At 65.1% G+C, this 13,234-nt stretch carries 14 protein-coding genes; 6 read left to right on the plus strand and 8 right to left on the minus strand.

The genetic code is table 11. The annotated features are described in order from the left end of the window. Positions 1-17: 17 nt before the first annotated feature. The gene (locus M1247_RS06765; RefSeq protein WP_317155496.1) at positions 18-1,112 is read left to right on the plus strand and encodes a CaiB/BaiF CoA transferase family protein; all 1,095 of its coding nucleotides are present in this window, start codon (positions 18-20) and stop codon (positions 1,110-1,112) included. Here the strand turns inward: M1247_RS06765 and M1247_RS06770 are convergent. Next, positions 1,081-1,938 carry a 3-carboxyethylcatechol 2,3-dioxygenase gene (locus tag M1247_RS06770; RefSeq protein WP_317155497.1) on the minus strand — a complete coding sequence of 286 codons (858 nt, stop codon included), beginning with the start codon at positions 1,936-1,938 and terminating at the stop codon, positions 1,081-1,083. The two genes, M1247_RS06765 and M1247_RS06770, sit on opposite strands and share 32 nt — an antisense overlap. A 109-nt stretch (positions 1,939-2,047) precedes the next feature. On the opposite strand from M1247_RS06770, the gene M1247_RS06775 reads away from it, so the two are divergent. Together M1247_RS06775 and M1247_RS06780 are read left to right on the plus strand one after the other, a co-directional pair. Continuing rightward, the gene (locus tag M1247_RS06775) at positions 2,048-2,539 is read left to right on the plus strand and encodes a nuclear transport factor 2 family protein (RefSeq protein WP_317155498.1); all 492 of its coding nucleotides are present in this window, start codon (positions 2,048-2,050) and stop codon (positions 2,537-2,539) included. Between the two features lie 70 nt (positions 2,540-2,609). After that, on the plus strand, positions 2,610-3,653 hold the full coding sequence (locus M1247_RS06780) for a spirocyclase AveC family protein (protein ID WP_317155499.1): 1,044 nt from the start codon (positions 2,610-2,612) through the stop codon (positions 3,651-3,653). Between the two features lie 11 nt (positions 3,654-3,664). On the opposite strand, the gene M1247_RS06785 is transcribed toward M1247_RS06780, so the two are convergent. Next, positions 3,665-4,255 (minus strand): TetR family transcriptional regulator, encoded by a 591-nt coding sequence (locus M1247_RS06785; protein ID WP_317155500.1) that lies wholly within the window; start codon positions 4,253-4,255, stop codon positions 3,665-3,667. A 171-nt stretch (positions 4,256-4,426) separates the two neighbouring features. Between M1247_RS06785 and M1247_RS06790 the strand changes: the two genes are divergently transcribed. After that, positions 4,427-5,602 carry a cytochrome P450 gene (locus tag M1247_RS06790; protein ID WP_317155501.1) on the plus strand — a complete coding sequence of 392 codons (1,176 nt, stop codon included), beginning with the start codon at positions 4,427-4,429 and terminating at the stop codon, positions 5,600-5,602. Positions 5,603-5,615: 13 nt separating this feature from the next. Here M1247_RS06790 and M1247_RS06795 read toward each other — a convergent pair whose 3' ends face one another. From M1247_RS06795 to M1247_RS06820, 6 genes are read right to left on the minus strand one after another with little or no spacing between them, the layout of a single operon-like run. Continuing rightward, positions 5,616-6,332 (minus strand): TetR/AcrR family transcriptional regulator, encoded by a 717-nt coding sequence (locus tag M1247_RS06795; protein WP_317155502.1) that lies wholly within the window; start codon positions 6,330-6,332, stop codon positions 5,616-5,618. A gap of 38 nt (positions 6,333-6,370) precedes the next feature. Continuing rightward, a complete protein-coding gene (locus tag M1247_RS06800) occupies positions 6,371-7,597 on the minus strand; it encodes a cytochrome P450 (protein WP_317155503.1) in 1,227 nt (408 codons plus the stop codon). Then, positions 7,594-8,010, minus strand: a complete 417-nt coding sequence (locus M1247_RS06805; RefSeq protein WP_317155504.1) for a carboxymuconolactone decarboxylase family protein — start codon at positions 8,008-8,010, stop codon at positions 7,594-7,596. Before M1247_RS06805 ends, M1247_RS06800 begins: the two co-directional genes overlap by 4 nt. Next, entirely contained in the window at positions 8,003-8,881 is an 879-nt protein-coding gene (locus M1247_RS06810) for an NAD(P)-dependent oxidoreductase (protein ID WP_317155505.1), read from the minus strand. Before M1247_RS06810 ends, M1247_RS06805 begins: the two co-directional genes overlap by 8 nt. Then, positions 8,878-10,086 carry an NAD(P)/FAD-dependent oxidoreductase gene (locus M1247_RS06815; RefSeq protein WP_317155506.1) on the minus strand — a complete coding sequence of 403 codons (1,209 nt, stop codon included), beginning with the start codon at positions 10,084-10,086 and terminating at the stop codon, positions 8,878-8,880. The genes M1247_RS06810 and M1247_RS06815 overlap by 4 nt, the downstream gene beginning before the upstream one ends. Further along, positions 10,083-10,277, minus strand: coding sequence for a ferredoxin (locus tag M1247_RS06820; protein WP_317155507.1), 195 nt, complete (start codon positions 10,275-10,277; stop codon positions 10,083-10,085). Before M1247_RS06820 ends, M1247_RS06815 begins: the two co-directional genes overlap by 4 nt. Before the next feature lie 580 nt (positions 10,278-10,857). Between M1247_RS06820 and M1247_RS06825 the strand changes: the two genes are divergently transcribed. Next, entirely contained in the window at positions 10,858-12,237 is a 1,380-nt protein-coding gene (locus M1247_RS06825; RefSeq protein WP_317155508.1) for a PEP-utilizing enzyme, read from the plus strand. A 5-nt stretch (positions 12,238-12,242) separates the two neighbouring features. Beyond that, positions 12,243-13,226, plus strand: coding sequence for a DUF7064 domain-containing protein (locus M1247_RS06830; protein ID WP_317155631.1), 984 nt, complete (start codon positions 12,243-12,245; stop codon positions 13,224-13,226). Positions 13,227-13,234 lie beyond the last annotated feature (8 nt).

Genomic DNA, 13,234 nt, shown 5'->3' on the forward strand with positions numbered 1-13,234 from the left:
TCAGATATCGTGGTGATATGGAAGACGGCTCGGCACCGGTGCGATCCGGCCCCCTGGCAAGCGTCAGGGTCGTCGAACTGGCAGGCATGGGACCCGGTCCGCACGCCGCCATGCTGCTGGCCGACCTCGGTGCGGAGGTGCTCCGGGTGCATCGGCCGGGGCATGCGGGCAGCGGCGCGACGCTGCGCGGCAGACGGCTGATTGCCGCCGACCTGAAGAACGTCGATGATCTTGAGCAGGTGCGTGAACTGATCGACGGTGCCGACGTCCTCGTCGAGGGATTCCGCCCGGGGGTCACCGAGCGACTCGGCCTCGGACCCGACGAATGCCTCAGCCGTAATCCGAGGCTGGTCTACACCCGAGTCACCGGTTGGGGGCAGACCGGCCCGCGCGCCCAGCAGGCTGGGCACGACATCAACTACCTCGGGCTGACCGGGTTGCTGCATGCCATGGGCGCTCCGGACCGTCCCCCTACTCCGCCGCTGAATCTGGTCGGCGACTACGGCGGCGGCTCGATGTTCGCCGTCCTGGGCGTGCTTGCCGCCCTGATCGAGCGGCAAGGCTCGGGGCGCGGCCAGGTGATCGACGCGGCGATCATCAACGGCGCTCCACTGCTCGGCCACGTGCTGTGGTCGATGCTGGGGGACGGCCGCTGGTCGGATCAGCGCGGTACCAACATCTTCGACGGCTCAGCGCCGTTCTACCGCACCTATGAGTGCGCGGACGGCGGGTACGTCGCGGTCGGTGCATTGGAGCCGGGGTTCTTCGCAGAACTGTTGCGGGTGCTGGAGATCGACCCGGAAAGCCTGGGACCGCAACGGGACAAGGACGGATGGCCCGCGATGCGGCAGGCGTTGGCGGATACGTTCCGGCAGCGGTCCCGTGACGAATGGTCGCGGGTGTTCGCCGGCAGCGACGCCTGTGTCACGCCGGTGTTGACGGTCACCGAGGCGACCGAGGATGCTCAGCTGAAGGCTCGTGACGTTTTTGTCGAGGTAGATGGTGTCCGTCAGCCGGCGCCCGCGCCATTGTTCTCCCGCACGCCTGCGGCGCCGCCGGCGCCGGCCCGAGTGCGGGCGCTCAGGCCGACGTCGCGACCGCCATCCCGGTGATCCACTCCGGCACCGGTTCGTAGACCATCGGGGTCACCGGCTTGCCGCCGCCTGCGGCGCCGGCCGCGAGCCAGGTGCGCACCTCGTTGGCGCCCGCGCCTGCGCGGGTATGTGCGGTGTCGACCAGGTGGATCAGTGTCTCCAGGTCCCACGCAGACATCGCGTCGAGTACTTCGGCGTCCCAGTCGGGACGGATCTTGTTGCGTGCGTCCGGCATCCCTTCGGCGATGATGCGCGCGCGCTCCTCGTCGCTCAGGTCGTATGCGTCGACTTCCAGGCTCGGCGGTGAATGTGAGAGCCCACCGGTTCCGACCAACAGGACGCGTTGGTCGATGCCGTCGAGGAATCGGCCGACCTCGCTTGCGAAGTCGGCGACACGGCGCGCGGTCGGCAGGGGAGCGGTGGCACAGTTCACCGCGATCGGGATGACGGGCTTTGCGGCCAGCTCGCCGAGTAAGTCCCGGACAGGTTGTGCGAAGGCGTGATCCAATGCGATATCGCGGCAGGCGGCGATGTCGAATCCAGTGGACAGCAGGTGTTCGCACAGGCGATGGGCTAGTGCGGACGGCACGTCGAGTCCACCGGCGGGGTGGCCGCCCTCGGCCAGGATCGATGCGGACAACGCGACACCGAAGGCGGGCACCACATGGCGAAACGCCCGGCGGTGGTCACCGCCGAACAGGACCACCACGTCCGGGTCGAACTGCCGCACCTTCTCGGCGGCCGAGTCCAGCGCCGAGCGGAATCGGCGTCCCTGCAACTGCTCGACATCGCGTTCCTTACCCGGGCTGTGGCTTGCACACACAACGAGTCGATCGGATGTCATACCTACCACCTCCATAGAAGTGACACTAATGTTAGATGAATGGCCGCGCCCGGTGGGCATCGGCGGCTGAATCGATGAGATGAAACAACCCGGTCTTGGGAGGCGCGGAGTGGCTACTGCAGATGTCAGCGGCGAGTTGGAGGCGATCAAACAACTGAAGGCGCGCTACTGCCGGTTTCTCGACACGAAGGATGTTGCCGCGTGGCGGGACTTGTTCGCCGACGACGTCGTCGGGACCGTGGACCTGGCCGTGTCCACGGGTGGAGCCGACCCGCAGACGACACCGCGGATGGAGGGTGTGGATCAGTTCGCATCCGTGGTGCTCGCCGCGGTCGCCGACGCGGCGACCATGCACCATTGCCACACGCCTGAGATCACGCTGACCTCCGATACGACGGCGACCGGAATTTGGGCGATGGAGGATCGGCTCGTCTATCCCGACGGGCGCCGGGTGGTGGGCGCCGGGCACTATCACGAAACGTACGAAAAGCGCGACGGCTCATGGTGTATCAAGAGCCTGCATCTCACGCGGACGTTCTTTGAGATGGTAGGCGATATGGAAGCCGCACTCCCCGACATCATCAAGGGCGGCAACGACTGAGCCGGCCTCCCATTGACACTATGACAGTGAACTGCCATCTTTAGGAGGTCATCGCCGAAGGGGGCGTTCAGTGACCGATGTTGCCGGCCGCGACAGAACCGATGAGACGGCGGCGCCGGACCCTGTCGAAATCAAGACGTTGCGGCCGGTGCTGTTCTGGTCGAGTGTGGGTGCCGTGTGCCTGGCGGTCGCCGCCTATGTGTATCTGTCGTGGATCGTGTCGGGCAATGCTGCACCGGTGGATGCTGGTCCCGATCCGATCCCGGGAGGGACCCGGTTGGCGATTGTCGCCTTCCAGATCGCCTGCCCCATACTGGCTCTCGTCGCGATCGGGTACGTCGTCCGCAAGAGTCTGCGCGAGCGGCAGCTCTGTGTCGAAGCAGCCGTCGTGATCGGCTCGGCGGTCGCTTGGTGGCATGACCCGTTGATCAACTGGTTTCAGCCGGTGCTCTTCTACAACGCGGGCCTGGTCAATTTCGGGAACTGGATGGAGAACGTCCCCGGCTCGCTCAGTCCCGGCAGCCGGTTCATGGCCGAGCCGGTGCTGATGATCGGGATGATCTACATCTGGATGCCGCTGGCCATGGGATCGCTCGCTCGCTGGGCCATGGGCCGGGCGCGACTCCGCCGGCCGACGCTGGGTCCCGTTCGCACATTCTGTTGTGGATGGCTCGCGGTGTACGTGATCGAATTTCCGCTCGAGATCTTCGCGGTGCATCACGGCCTGGTCGCGTACCCGGCCTCGATACCCGGTGTCACGCTCTGGGCCGGGCAGACCGTCCAGATTCCACTCTACGGCCCCATCCTGTGGTCACTGGTGCTCAGCTCGAGCGGCGCCCTGATGTTCTTCCGCAACCGCAAAGGCCAGATCCGGGTGGAGGCGGGCATCGAGACGCTGCGCTGGGCCGGACCGAAAGTCAAAGCGCTGCTACGGGTTCTGGCGGTCGCCGGATTCCTGCATGTCGTCGCCATCGGCGTCTATGACGTGCCGGTGAACCTCGCCGGCCTCTACGCCGGACCGACCGACACGTACCCGAGCTATCTGCGCACCCAGTACTGTGGCCAGGGCACTCCGCGGGCCTGCCCTGACGGCACGCGCTTCGACGATCCCTGACCGCCGCCGCGCTACTTCAACACAGCCTGCAGCGCGGCGAACTCCTGGCGGATCAGGTCGTCAAGGGTGTGTCCTGGCACCGCCAGCCATTGATTGAGGGCGCGCTCGACGAGCAGCATGCCGATGGACGCCAGGAGCTCGCACTCGCTGTCGGGGGAGGGCAGCCGGCGTCGGTCGGCGATCACTTTGGCTACCGTCTCGGCGTTGGCCTCGTGGTTTCTGCGCTCACGGCCCAACAGCACCAGCGAGGACGCGACGGCTTCGTGGTACTGCGCGATCCGCTTGCGAATGCGCTTGAGTCCGGGTGCAAGCAACGCGAACGAGTTGGCCATCGCCTCGAAATCGGACACCTCTTCGGGCTGGGCGAGGTAGACGCCGCTCACGGCATCGATGAAGTCGTACTCACCGAAGAACAGCACCGACTCCTTGGTCGGGAAATACCGGAAGAAGGTACGCGGGGAAACACCGGCGCTCTCGGCGATCTGATCGGTGGTCGTCTCGTCGTAGCCATTGGCGCTGAACAGGTCCAGCGCGGCTTCCAACAGCGCATTTCGCACGCGGTCGGCATGCTCGACTCGCGGTGAACGGTCGCCCCGTGCCATCCGCCAACCTCCTCGACCATCTCAGGTCCCTGAGATTACAGCGACGGCAGTATCGGCTACATCGTTGACACCCGCCGTCGCGACGACGATACTCATTTCAACTATGACAGTCTACTGCCATAATTTATCGGAGACGCCTGGTGGCGTACGAAGAGAGGATTCCCCGCCCCGATGACTCAGCTCAGCGCGACTGGAACCACCAACATCAACGATCTGCCATTCGCGGAAGACCGGTCGCGTGCTTGGCGGGAGCTGCGGGAGGCCGGGGAAGCGGTCCGCTCTGGTGAGGAAATCGTCCTGACCAGCGCCGCGGCCGTGGAGTTCGCCGCCAAACGCCCCGACATCTTCTCCTCGGCCCGCGCCTTCGATCGGCTGGGGAGCCCTGTCCCGCTGATTCCGATCGCGATCGATCCGCCGGACCACACCCGGTTCCGCCGGATGCTGGATCCCTTCTTCAGTCCGAAGAAGATGGCCGAGCGTGAGTCAGAACTACGCCGCCAGGCCGGCGAGTTGATCGATACGATCGTGGCGGCGGGACAATGCGACGTTGTTCCCGACCTCGCCACACCGTTTCCCTCCCAGGTGTTTCTGACGCTGTTCGGATTGCCCATGGCGGATCGCGACCGGCTGGTGCAGTGGAAAGACTCGATTCTGCAGTTCACCGATCCCAGTAGCTCCGAAGCGACTCCCGAGGTGTTGGCACACGCGATGGAACTGTTCGCCTACCTGACCGAACACATCTCCGAGCGACGCGCCGACACCACCGGTAGCGACATGCTCAGCCAGCTGATGCGGGACACCGAGGGAGGCATGTCGGACAACGAAATCCTCGGATTGTGCTTCATGTTCGTGTTGGCGGGTCTGGACACCGTCACCTCGGCGGTGGGATTCTCATTGGCCAAGCTCGCCGGCGATGCCGACCTACGCCGAAGGATCAGCGCCGATTTCTCGCTGATTCCCGCCTTCATCGAGGACATCCTGCGCGTCGACGGACCTGTCCCGTTCGCGCCGCGGGTCACTACCGACGAGGTCGAGATTGGCGGAAGAGTAGTGCCGAAGGACACCACGGTGATGCTCAGCTACGGCAGCGCCGACCGCGATCCGAACCGCTACGAGGACGCCGACGACGTGCACTTGGACAACAAGGCCGTGCATTTCGCATTCGGCCGTGGCCCGCATCGGTGTCTGGGTTCGCACCTCGCCCGCTTGGAGCTCCGGCTCATCCTCGAGGAATGGCACAATCGGATACCGGACTACACCCTCGCAGACGGCAACGAACCGCAGATGCCTTGGCCCACGGGGACTATGGGACTGCAATCCGTGCCGTTGAACGTCATGCCCGTGTAGCGGGGAGGTACTGCTATGACTTGTCACCGATCTCGATGACCGTCGCAGCGATGTAGCGGTCGACGTCGGTCTCCGGCGGATAGACGGGTCCTGTGCGGGGCTGCGCGCTGACCACGATGTCGACGAGGCCGTCGGCCATGCCCGCGAGTTGATCGGGGGAGCCGTCGATGGCCAGGCTGTGCTGCACGGAAACCATGCCGTGCAAGCCCGTCCACAAGGTGTGAGTCGCCTGGTAAAGCGGCAGTGACAACGGGTAACCTGCGTCGGCGCAGGCCTTCAGTGCCCGGCGCAATCTCGCGGAGACGTGCCGTGCGGGATGCAATCCCATCCGGTCATGTTCGACGGCGGGCTGACGGATTTCGTACATGAGGCGGTAGTGGCCGGGGTTGTCCATTGCGAAGCGGCAGTAGGCGTGCACCTGCGCTCGGAGCCGCTCGCGCGGCTGGTCCGGGGCAGCAGCGGTCTCCGCGGCACCCATCTGATCGGAGAGTTGCCGATACTTGTCGGCCAGGGCTGCCCACACCAATTCGGTCTTGTCGGCGAAGTGCAGGTAGATGCTCGCCGGTGTCACGCCGACTTCCTGGGCGACGGCTCGCATGGTGAGTTTCTCGTCGCTGCCCCAGTCATCGAGCAACCGGTTCACCGCGGCGAGTACCTCTTCGCGCAGTTGCTCGCCCTGGCCGCGGCGGCTCCGCCGCCGGGCTGGCTGCACCTCGGTACGGTCGGCCACGCCCACCACCTTATGGTGGGCGGGCCGGACGGCAATCGTCACCAGGTGACGAGCATCTTCTTGACGCCGTAGTTGGTCCCGTAGGTGTCCATCTCGACCTCGTCCAACGGGGTGGCCAACTTCAGGCCGGGGAATCGTGCGAACAGTTGCGGGAGGATCGTTTTCAACTCGGCCCTGGCGATGTTCTGGCCGAGGCACTGATGTACGCCGTAGCCGAAGGCCAGGTGTCGGGTCATCTTCCGGTCGAAGTCCGGCTCGTCCGGGTTGTCGAACACCCGTGGGTCGCGGTTGGCTGCGGGCATGGCGACCACGACCAGGTCGCCTTTGGCGATGGCCTGGCCACCGATCTCCAGGTCTTCCTTGGCGGTGCGGCCCAGCCCGAACTGGACGATCGTCAGATAACGCAGCAGTTCCTCGACGGCGGTACCCGTCTTCTCCGGATGCTCGGCAAGATCTCGGCGTTGCGCGGGGTGGGTGAGCAGCGTCAGTGTGGACAGACCGATCATGGCCATGGTGGTGTCGTGCCCGGCGAACAGCAGCAACACGCCGATGCCGATGAGGTCTTCATCGGACAGGATGGACCCGTCCTCCTCACTCTTGCGGATCAACTCGGCGAGCAGGCCGTCGGAACCGGGGTCTGCGCGCTTCTCTGCGACCAGCTTGGTGATGTACTCCATCAGCCAGTGTGCGCCGGTGTCGCGCTCGGCGCGCCGCTTGCTGGTGTCCATCATTACCTCGGTGGCGTGGTGGAACTTGTCCCGGTCCTGATAGGGCACGCCGAGAAGTTCGCAGATGACCAGGCACGGAATCGGCAGCGCGAGTTGCTCGATCAGGTCGACCGGCGTGCCGCTTGCTCCTTGTGCCTCGATGGCGTCCAGATGCTCGGTGACGATGGTGTCGATATAGGGCTGCAGGTTGACCTGCACCGACTTGGGCGTGAACTTCCCTGAGAGCAGCCGCCGGTAGGCCCCGTGGTCGGGGGCGTCCATGGAGTTGAACGTCGGGGGCAGGGCCTCCGCCGAATCGTTGTCGTCGGGGTCGACGTCGTCCTCTTCTGCCACGTCGTGCCGTGGTCGTTGTGAACTCAGCCGTGGGTCGGAGAAGACCTGACTGCCCTCCTCGAACCGGGTGACCAGCCAGCCGACGCGACCACTAGGGAACCGCATCCGGACAATGGGTTGGTCCTCGCGCAGCTGGTGGTACGCCAGGGGCGGGTCGAGAAGCTGTTCCCGTTCGATCGGCATCTCGTGAATGCTGGTTGTCATTGGTTGTGCTCCTTGCCTTCTGGATCTGACTGAGCGCTGCAGTCGGATTGGCCTTCACGCTCGCTGATGGCGGCTTCGACGCCTTGGTTGACCTGGGTGCCGTTGCCCCAGCCGACGTAGTAGTGCAACTGCAGGACGGCCTCGCGGAGCTCACCGGGCGAGAGTTCATCGTTCTCCAGCGCACCTCGGGCCTGGATCTCGATGAGGTCGGCACGACCCAGCGCGGCGGTGGCTCCGATCACCAGTAATCGGCGGTCGCGTATCGAGAGACCGGGACGGCTCCAGATCTCGCCGAAGAGGTGGTCGATCGTGTCGTCCAGCATGGGGTTCGACACGTCGGGCATCGTCTTGGAGAACCCCGCTCCGTAGACCGCGTCCATGGTCTTGCGACCCAGTTCGGTCGTTTCACTCATGAGATTCCTTCTGTGGGATGGCCAAAGTCTCAGCGCTGTTGGCACGGGCAGCGTCGACGAGGGGAACAGAAATGTTACTTCTTGCTGCGAGTTCCTGGGCTGCGGCGAGGTCCTTGTCCATCAGCCGGCGAACCTGCGGCACCATCTCGCGTGTCTGCTCTTCGGCTGCGAGCTGGTTGCGCAACCAGGAAAACAGGGTGGTGCCGCGGGGATCGGCGTCCTCGACCACGGCGATCAATTTCGCCGGATCGACGCCGGCGGATTCCACCACCGTGGCCGCCTCGTGGACGGCGCGCCAGGTGCCGTAGGTGACGATGTTGCGGGCGATCTTGGTCGCCATGCCGGCGCCCAGTGGGCCGCAATGCACCACGTCCTTGGCGAAGTCCGCCAGCACCGGCATGGCGTGCGCGACTGTGGCGTCATCGCCGCCCAGAATGGCGACGAGGCCGCTCGGCACTGCCTGCGTTACACCGCAATCCAACAGGGCCACACCCTCTTTCGCGCATGTCCGGGCGAGCTCGTACACCACGGGCACCGCAACGGTGGACAACAGAACCACGATCAGCCCCGGATGAGCGGCTGAGAGGACGCCGTCGTCGGCGCATAGCACCTGGCGGGCCTGATCGGCGTCGACCACGGCCAGCAGCACCACATCGCTGTCACAGGCCACTTGAGCCGGTGACGCCACGGGGGCGGGCACTCCGGCAAGTCCGGCTGCGGCGTCGAAGCGGATGTCGTAGACCGTCGGCGTCCGGCCGCTCCGGGCGAGACCGACCGCGACGGCACCGCCTATCATGCCCAGTCCGATGACGCCGGCACGAGGCTCGGCTCGGGTGTAGTCCACTGTGGCGGACTCTGTTTGGATGCTCATGCGGTAGCTCCCTCGCTGAGGATGGATGTCAGGTCGGCCCGTGCTGCCACCAGTGATCGGGCAGCGCGCAGAGGGCGGATCATGTTGATGCCGACGGCCGCTCGGGCGCGGCCGCCCTTGCCATAGACGGCGACGAGCTCGCGGTCATCGATGCTGCCGTCGGTGACCGTGAACGAATCGGCGTTGCGCGGAAGACCGTGTATCTGGATCTTCAGGTCGTACTGGTCCGACCAGATGTAAGGGACCGGGACGAACGGGGCCGGATTGGATCCCGCGAGGATGTTCCGCGCGACGGCAAGACCTTGCTCGGCAGCGTTGGTGCGATGTTCGACTCGGATACGTTCACCGATGCCGACGTGATACCAGGACGCGACGTCGCCCGCGGCCCACACGCCCGGTGCCGCTCGGCAATATTCATCGCAGAGCACCCCATCGCCGGTCGGGACGGCGCTGCCGGCAAGCCATTCGGTGTTGGGGATCGAGCCGATCGATACCAGTACGGCGTCGGCGGCCAGCGTCGCACCATCCGCCAGCTGAACACCGGCGGCTCGACCGCCTTCAGTCATGATGCCGACCACCTTGACGCCGGCGTGAATCCGGACGCCGTGTTCGACATGTACGTCAATGAGGAGTCGTCCCAGTTCATTGCCCAGCACATCGGACAGCGGAGCGTCGACATCGGATACCAGGGTGACCGTTGCGCCCGCAGCGCGGGCCACCGAGGCCACCTCGGCGCCGAGGAATCCGGCTCCGACGATCACCAGTCGCGGACTTCGGGCCAGTTCTGCCCTCAGGTGGCGGGCATCGTCGAGGGTGCGCAGGACGTGCACACCTGCGACCCCCTCAGTGCCGGGCAGTCGACGGGGGCGCACCCCGGTGGCGATGACCAGGTCGTGGTATCGCACCTGTGATCCATCGGAGAGCGTGACCGCTCGGCTCGCCGTGTCCACTGAGTCGGCGCGGACGCCGAGTCGCAGGTCGAGATTCAGCGCGGCGATTTTGTCCGCCTCCCGCAGCTCCAGCTTGTGTTCGGGCCACGTGCCGGCCAGAACTTCCTTGGACAGCGGCGGTCGATCGTAAGGCGGCCGGTTCTCTTCGCCGATGAGGGTGATGCGTCTGTCGAAGCCATCGCGACGCAACGTCTCAGCAACCGACAGGCCGGCCGCTGATGCGCCGACCACGACGACGCCTGCGTGCGCGGTCACTCCCAAACCTCGATCGCCAACGCCGGGCAGACTGCTGCTGCCTGGCGCGCACCCTCCCACTGGTCCTCTGGCGGGTCGGCATTGAGAAGGACGACTATCCCGTCGTCTTCTCGCTGGTCAAAGATGTCGGGCGCGGCAAAAACGCACTGGCCCGCGGCACAACACTTCGTCTCGTCAATGGTGATGTGCATTGTCACAGCTCCTGATCCCTATAAGTGAACTAAGTTTAGTTATAGGGCGAGGGTATACCGCGAACGGTGTTTCGGGTGCTGTTGGAGAGGTGATTCAGCACACAGTCAATAGATGAGCTAATGAATAGGGTCGGCGAAACGGCGTTCCTATGGTGCTTTGGCCGGCGGCTACCGCCGGCGCTGGAATTCGTGATGACGATGGGGGCGCCCGGGCTTGGGTTAAACGACGACGGACGGCGTCGATACGTGTCAGAATCGATGTAATAATGACAGTCGACTGCCACGGCTGGCCCCAGGAGGATCAAGGTTCAGGAGGATGATGGCCGACGACGGTGTGCCAGCCGACTTGACGGACCCGATTCGGGGGTGCAGCGAGCCGGACCGGATGTGGACGTTGACCAACGTCGGCGAAGCCACACCGGACATCTTGTCCCCGTTGTGCTGGTCTCTGTGGGGTGGCGGCGTCGAACGTGCTTCTCGTGCAGGAATTTACGATTTCGGCGTCCTGCCACGTTCGGCACTCTCCGTGCCTGATGATCCGAACCAATGGGCGACCGCATGCTTTTACGGCAGACAGGCGATGAATGTCGATCGGGCCCGTGAGCTGGCCGGCCTCCTCCCGGGCATGACAGGCGACGACTTTGAACGTGACTTGCTGGGTTCGGTGCGCGCCAATGCCATACCCACCAGAAGCGATCCCACCCGGTTGCCATTTGTGGCGGTGAAGGCGCCCCTCGCCGCTATCCGGCAGCGCTGGGCACCCCAGCGTGCGCACGACGACCAGATGACCTGGTGGCGTACTGAGGTGCTGTCGGGTCCTCCCGCCGATCCGCGGGCCCTGCTGGCCGAGTCGGCTGACCGATTCACCGGCGTCATGCGGGCACATATCCGCACTCGAATGATCCTGAATACGTTGCGTTCCCAGGTCGAGTCGGCAACCGTTCGGCTGGGTCGCTCGGATCTCGTTGCGACCTTGCTCGCCGGATATGGCGGAGTCATCGAGACGCGGCTCGCCGATGACGTGTGGTCAGTCGGTCAGGGCGAACTCACCATCGCCGAGTTTATCGAGCGGCATGGATTCCACGGGCCCAACGAGGGCAACGTCATCGGGCATTCGTGGCGGGAAGATCCCGAGGCGGTGATTCGCATCGCTGCGGTGCATGCGGGCAGACCCGAAGCTGAACGCCCCCGGGCGCGGGCCGACCGTGCGGTGGCTGCTCGGGAGCAAGCCGAAGCCGAACTGCTGGCGGAATTACCCCTGCTGAGTCGATCTTTGTTCCGTCGACTGTTGCAGTTCACCGGATTTCAGGTGCGATCAGTGGAACTCACCAAGGCGGGCTTCCTCACCGCGGTCGACGGCGCCAGGGCGGCAGCAGTCGCACTCGGCCGGCAGTTGGTTGCGGCAGGTGCGCTCGATTCGCCCGACGACACCTTCTACCTCACCACTGCAGAGTTGCTCGGACCGTTGCCGCGCGAGGCACGCGGCCTCGTCACGTTCCGCCGACAGCGGCGCGAAGAGTACCGAGCGGTGGAGATTCCGGTCATTTTCACCGGAATGCCGCAGCCGGTCGCCGCCAAGGACGTCGGCTCAGATGGCACCGTCCGGGGTACGCCGGCCGGGCCCGGGGTGGTCGAGGGCATCGTACGGGTGGTGCTGGACGCGGTCTCCGACGATGTCCTCGCCGACGGTGAGATACTGGTGTGCAAATTCGTCGATCCCGGTTGGACGGCACTGGTTTCGCTCGCCGGCGCGCTGGTGACCGATATCGGCGGTCCCGCCAGCCACGGGGCGATCGTCGCCCGGGAACTGGGTATCACTTGCGTGGTCGGAACCGGCAACGGCACCCGCGCACTGCGCACCGGTGACGTGGTCCGGGTCGACGGTGGCACCGGAGAGGTCGCCGTGCTGGTGCAGTCGGGCGGATTGGACAAGGAAGGACAACCGAGTTGGCGGGTGTGACGCGAATGATGTCGGCCGGGCTGAGCGTGGAGAGTGAGAGCACGGTGCGGTCATGCCCGGATGTACCGGGGTGGACCGAGAACCTGTTGTTCACCCCGTACGATCCGGTGAGCGACATTGGGATGTGGCTACATCTGGGCACCGTCGCCGACATGTGGGAGATGTGGGAAGACCGGGTGATCATCGCGCTTCCCGAAGACCGGGGCGTGCTCAGCATGTGGGCCTACCACCACACGGTTCCGGAACGCCGGCCTGCGGGTGCGAACCTGGAATTTCGGTGTCACGAGCCATTCCGGAAGTGGCGCATCACATTCGACGGCTTCTGCCTACGCTCTTCGTACGGCGAGATGTGCACCGGCTTGCTTCGCGACGGCGCCAAGAGTCACGTCCGCCTCGATCTCGAAGTGGAATGCGTCACCCCGGTGTGGGACGCCGCGACAGCGGGCGACGGTATGTCCAAGCAGAGTTGGGCCCGAGAGCATTACGAGCAACTCACCCGGGTCACGGGTCAGGTGACGGTCGACGGGGTGGCCTCGCATTTCGACGGCGGCGGCTGGCGTGACCATTCCCGTGGACCGCGTGGCGCTGACACCCTGACCGACTGGGGCGGCCATGTGATCGCCGGGGGAGTCATGCCCAGCGGACGCGCGTTCGGATTGTGTCGTTACTGGGCTCGGGATGGGCATACTACTCTCGAAGGTGCGTACACGGTCGAGGACGGAGTGCTCAGACATGTTGCACTCGAACAAATCCCGCAAGCCCCCCTACTCCAGCGCGATGGCGAGCGGTTCACCTGCGCACTCGACGGAGCTTCGATGCAGGGCGTCGTACGTTCGTCGTTGTGGTTGTCGATGGCGGACGGTCTGCCCTACGGTGTGATGGATCCGGTCCGGTCCTACACGGTCAGCTGGGCAGAGGTGACACTGGCCGGCGAAGTTGGCTATGCCTATATCGAGAGGTCGAATCTCACGGATCCTATTGGGCGCTGACGGTTTGA

It is taken from the genome of Mycobacterium appelbergii, from assembly GCF_032883035.1.
GTDB lineage: Bacteria > Actinomycetota > Actinomycetes > Mycobacteriales > Mycobacteriaceae > Mycobacterium > Mycobacterium appelbergii.

Coding starts and splice junctions, on each gene's coding strand:
- M1247_RS06765 (WP_317155496.1), top strand. CDS start 18: ATGGAAGACGGCTCGGCACCGGTGCGATCCGGCCCCCTGGCAAGCGTC.
- M1247_RS06770 (WP_317155497.1), bottom strand. CDS start 1,938: ATGACATCCGATCGACTCGTTGTGTGTGCAAGCCACAGCCCGGGTAAG.
- M1247_RS06785 (WP_317155500.1), bottom strand. CDS start 4,255: ATGGCACGGGGCGACCGTTCACCGCGAGTCGAGCATGCCGACCGCGTG.
- M1247_RS06790 (WP_317155501.1), top strand. CDS start 4,427: ATGACTCAGCTCAGCGCGACTGGAACCACCAACATCAACGATCTGCCA.
- M1247_RS06800 (WP_317155503.1), bottom strand. CDS start 7,597: ATGACAACCAGCATTCACGAGATGCCGATCGAACGGGAACAGCTTCTC.
- M1247_RS06805 (WP_317155504.1), bottom strand. CDS start 8,010: ATGAGTGAAACGACCGAACTGGGTCGCAAGACCATGGACGCGGTCTAC.
- M1247_RS06810 (WP_317155505.1), bottom strand. CDS start 8,881: ATGAGCATCCAAACAGAGTCCGCCACAGTGGACTACACCCGAGCCGAG.
- M1247_RS06820 (WP_317155507.1), bottom strand. CDS start 10,277: ATGCACATCACCATTGACGAGACGAAGTGTTGTGCCGCGGGCCAGTGC.
- M1247_RS06825 (WP_317155508.1), top strand. CDS start 10,858: ATGAATGTCGATCGGGCCCGTGAGCTGGCCGGCCTCCTCCCGGGCATG.
- M1247_RS06830 (WP_317155631.1), top strand. CDS start 12,243: ATGATGTCGGCCGGGCTGAGCGTGGAGAGTGAGAGCACGGTGCGGTCA.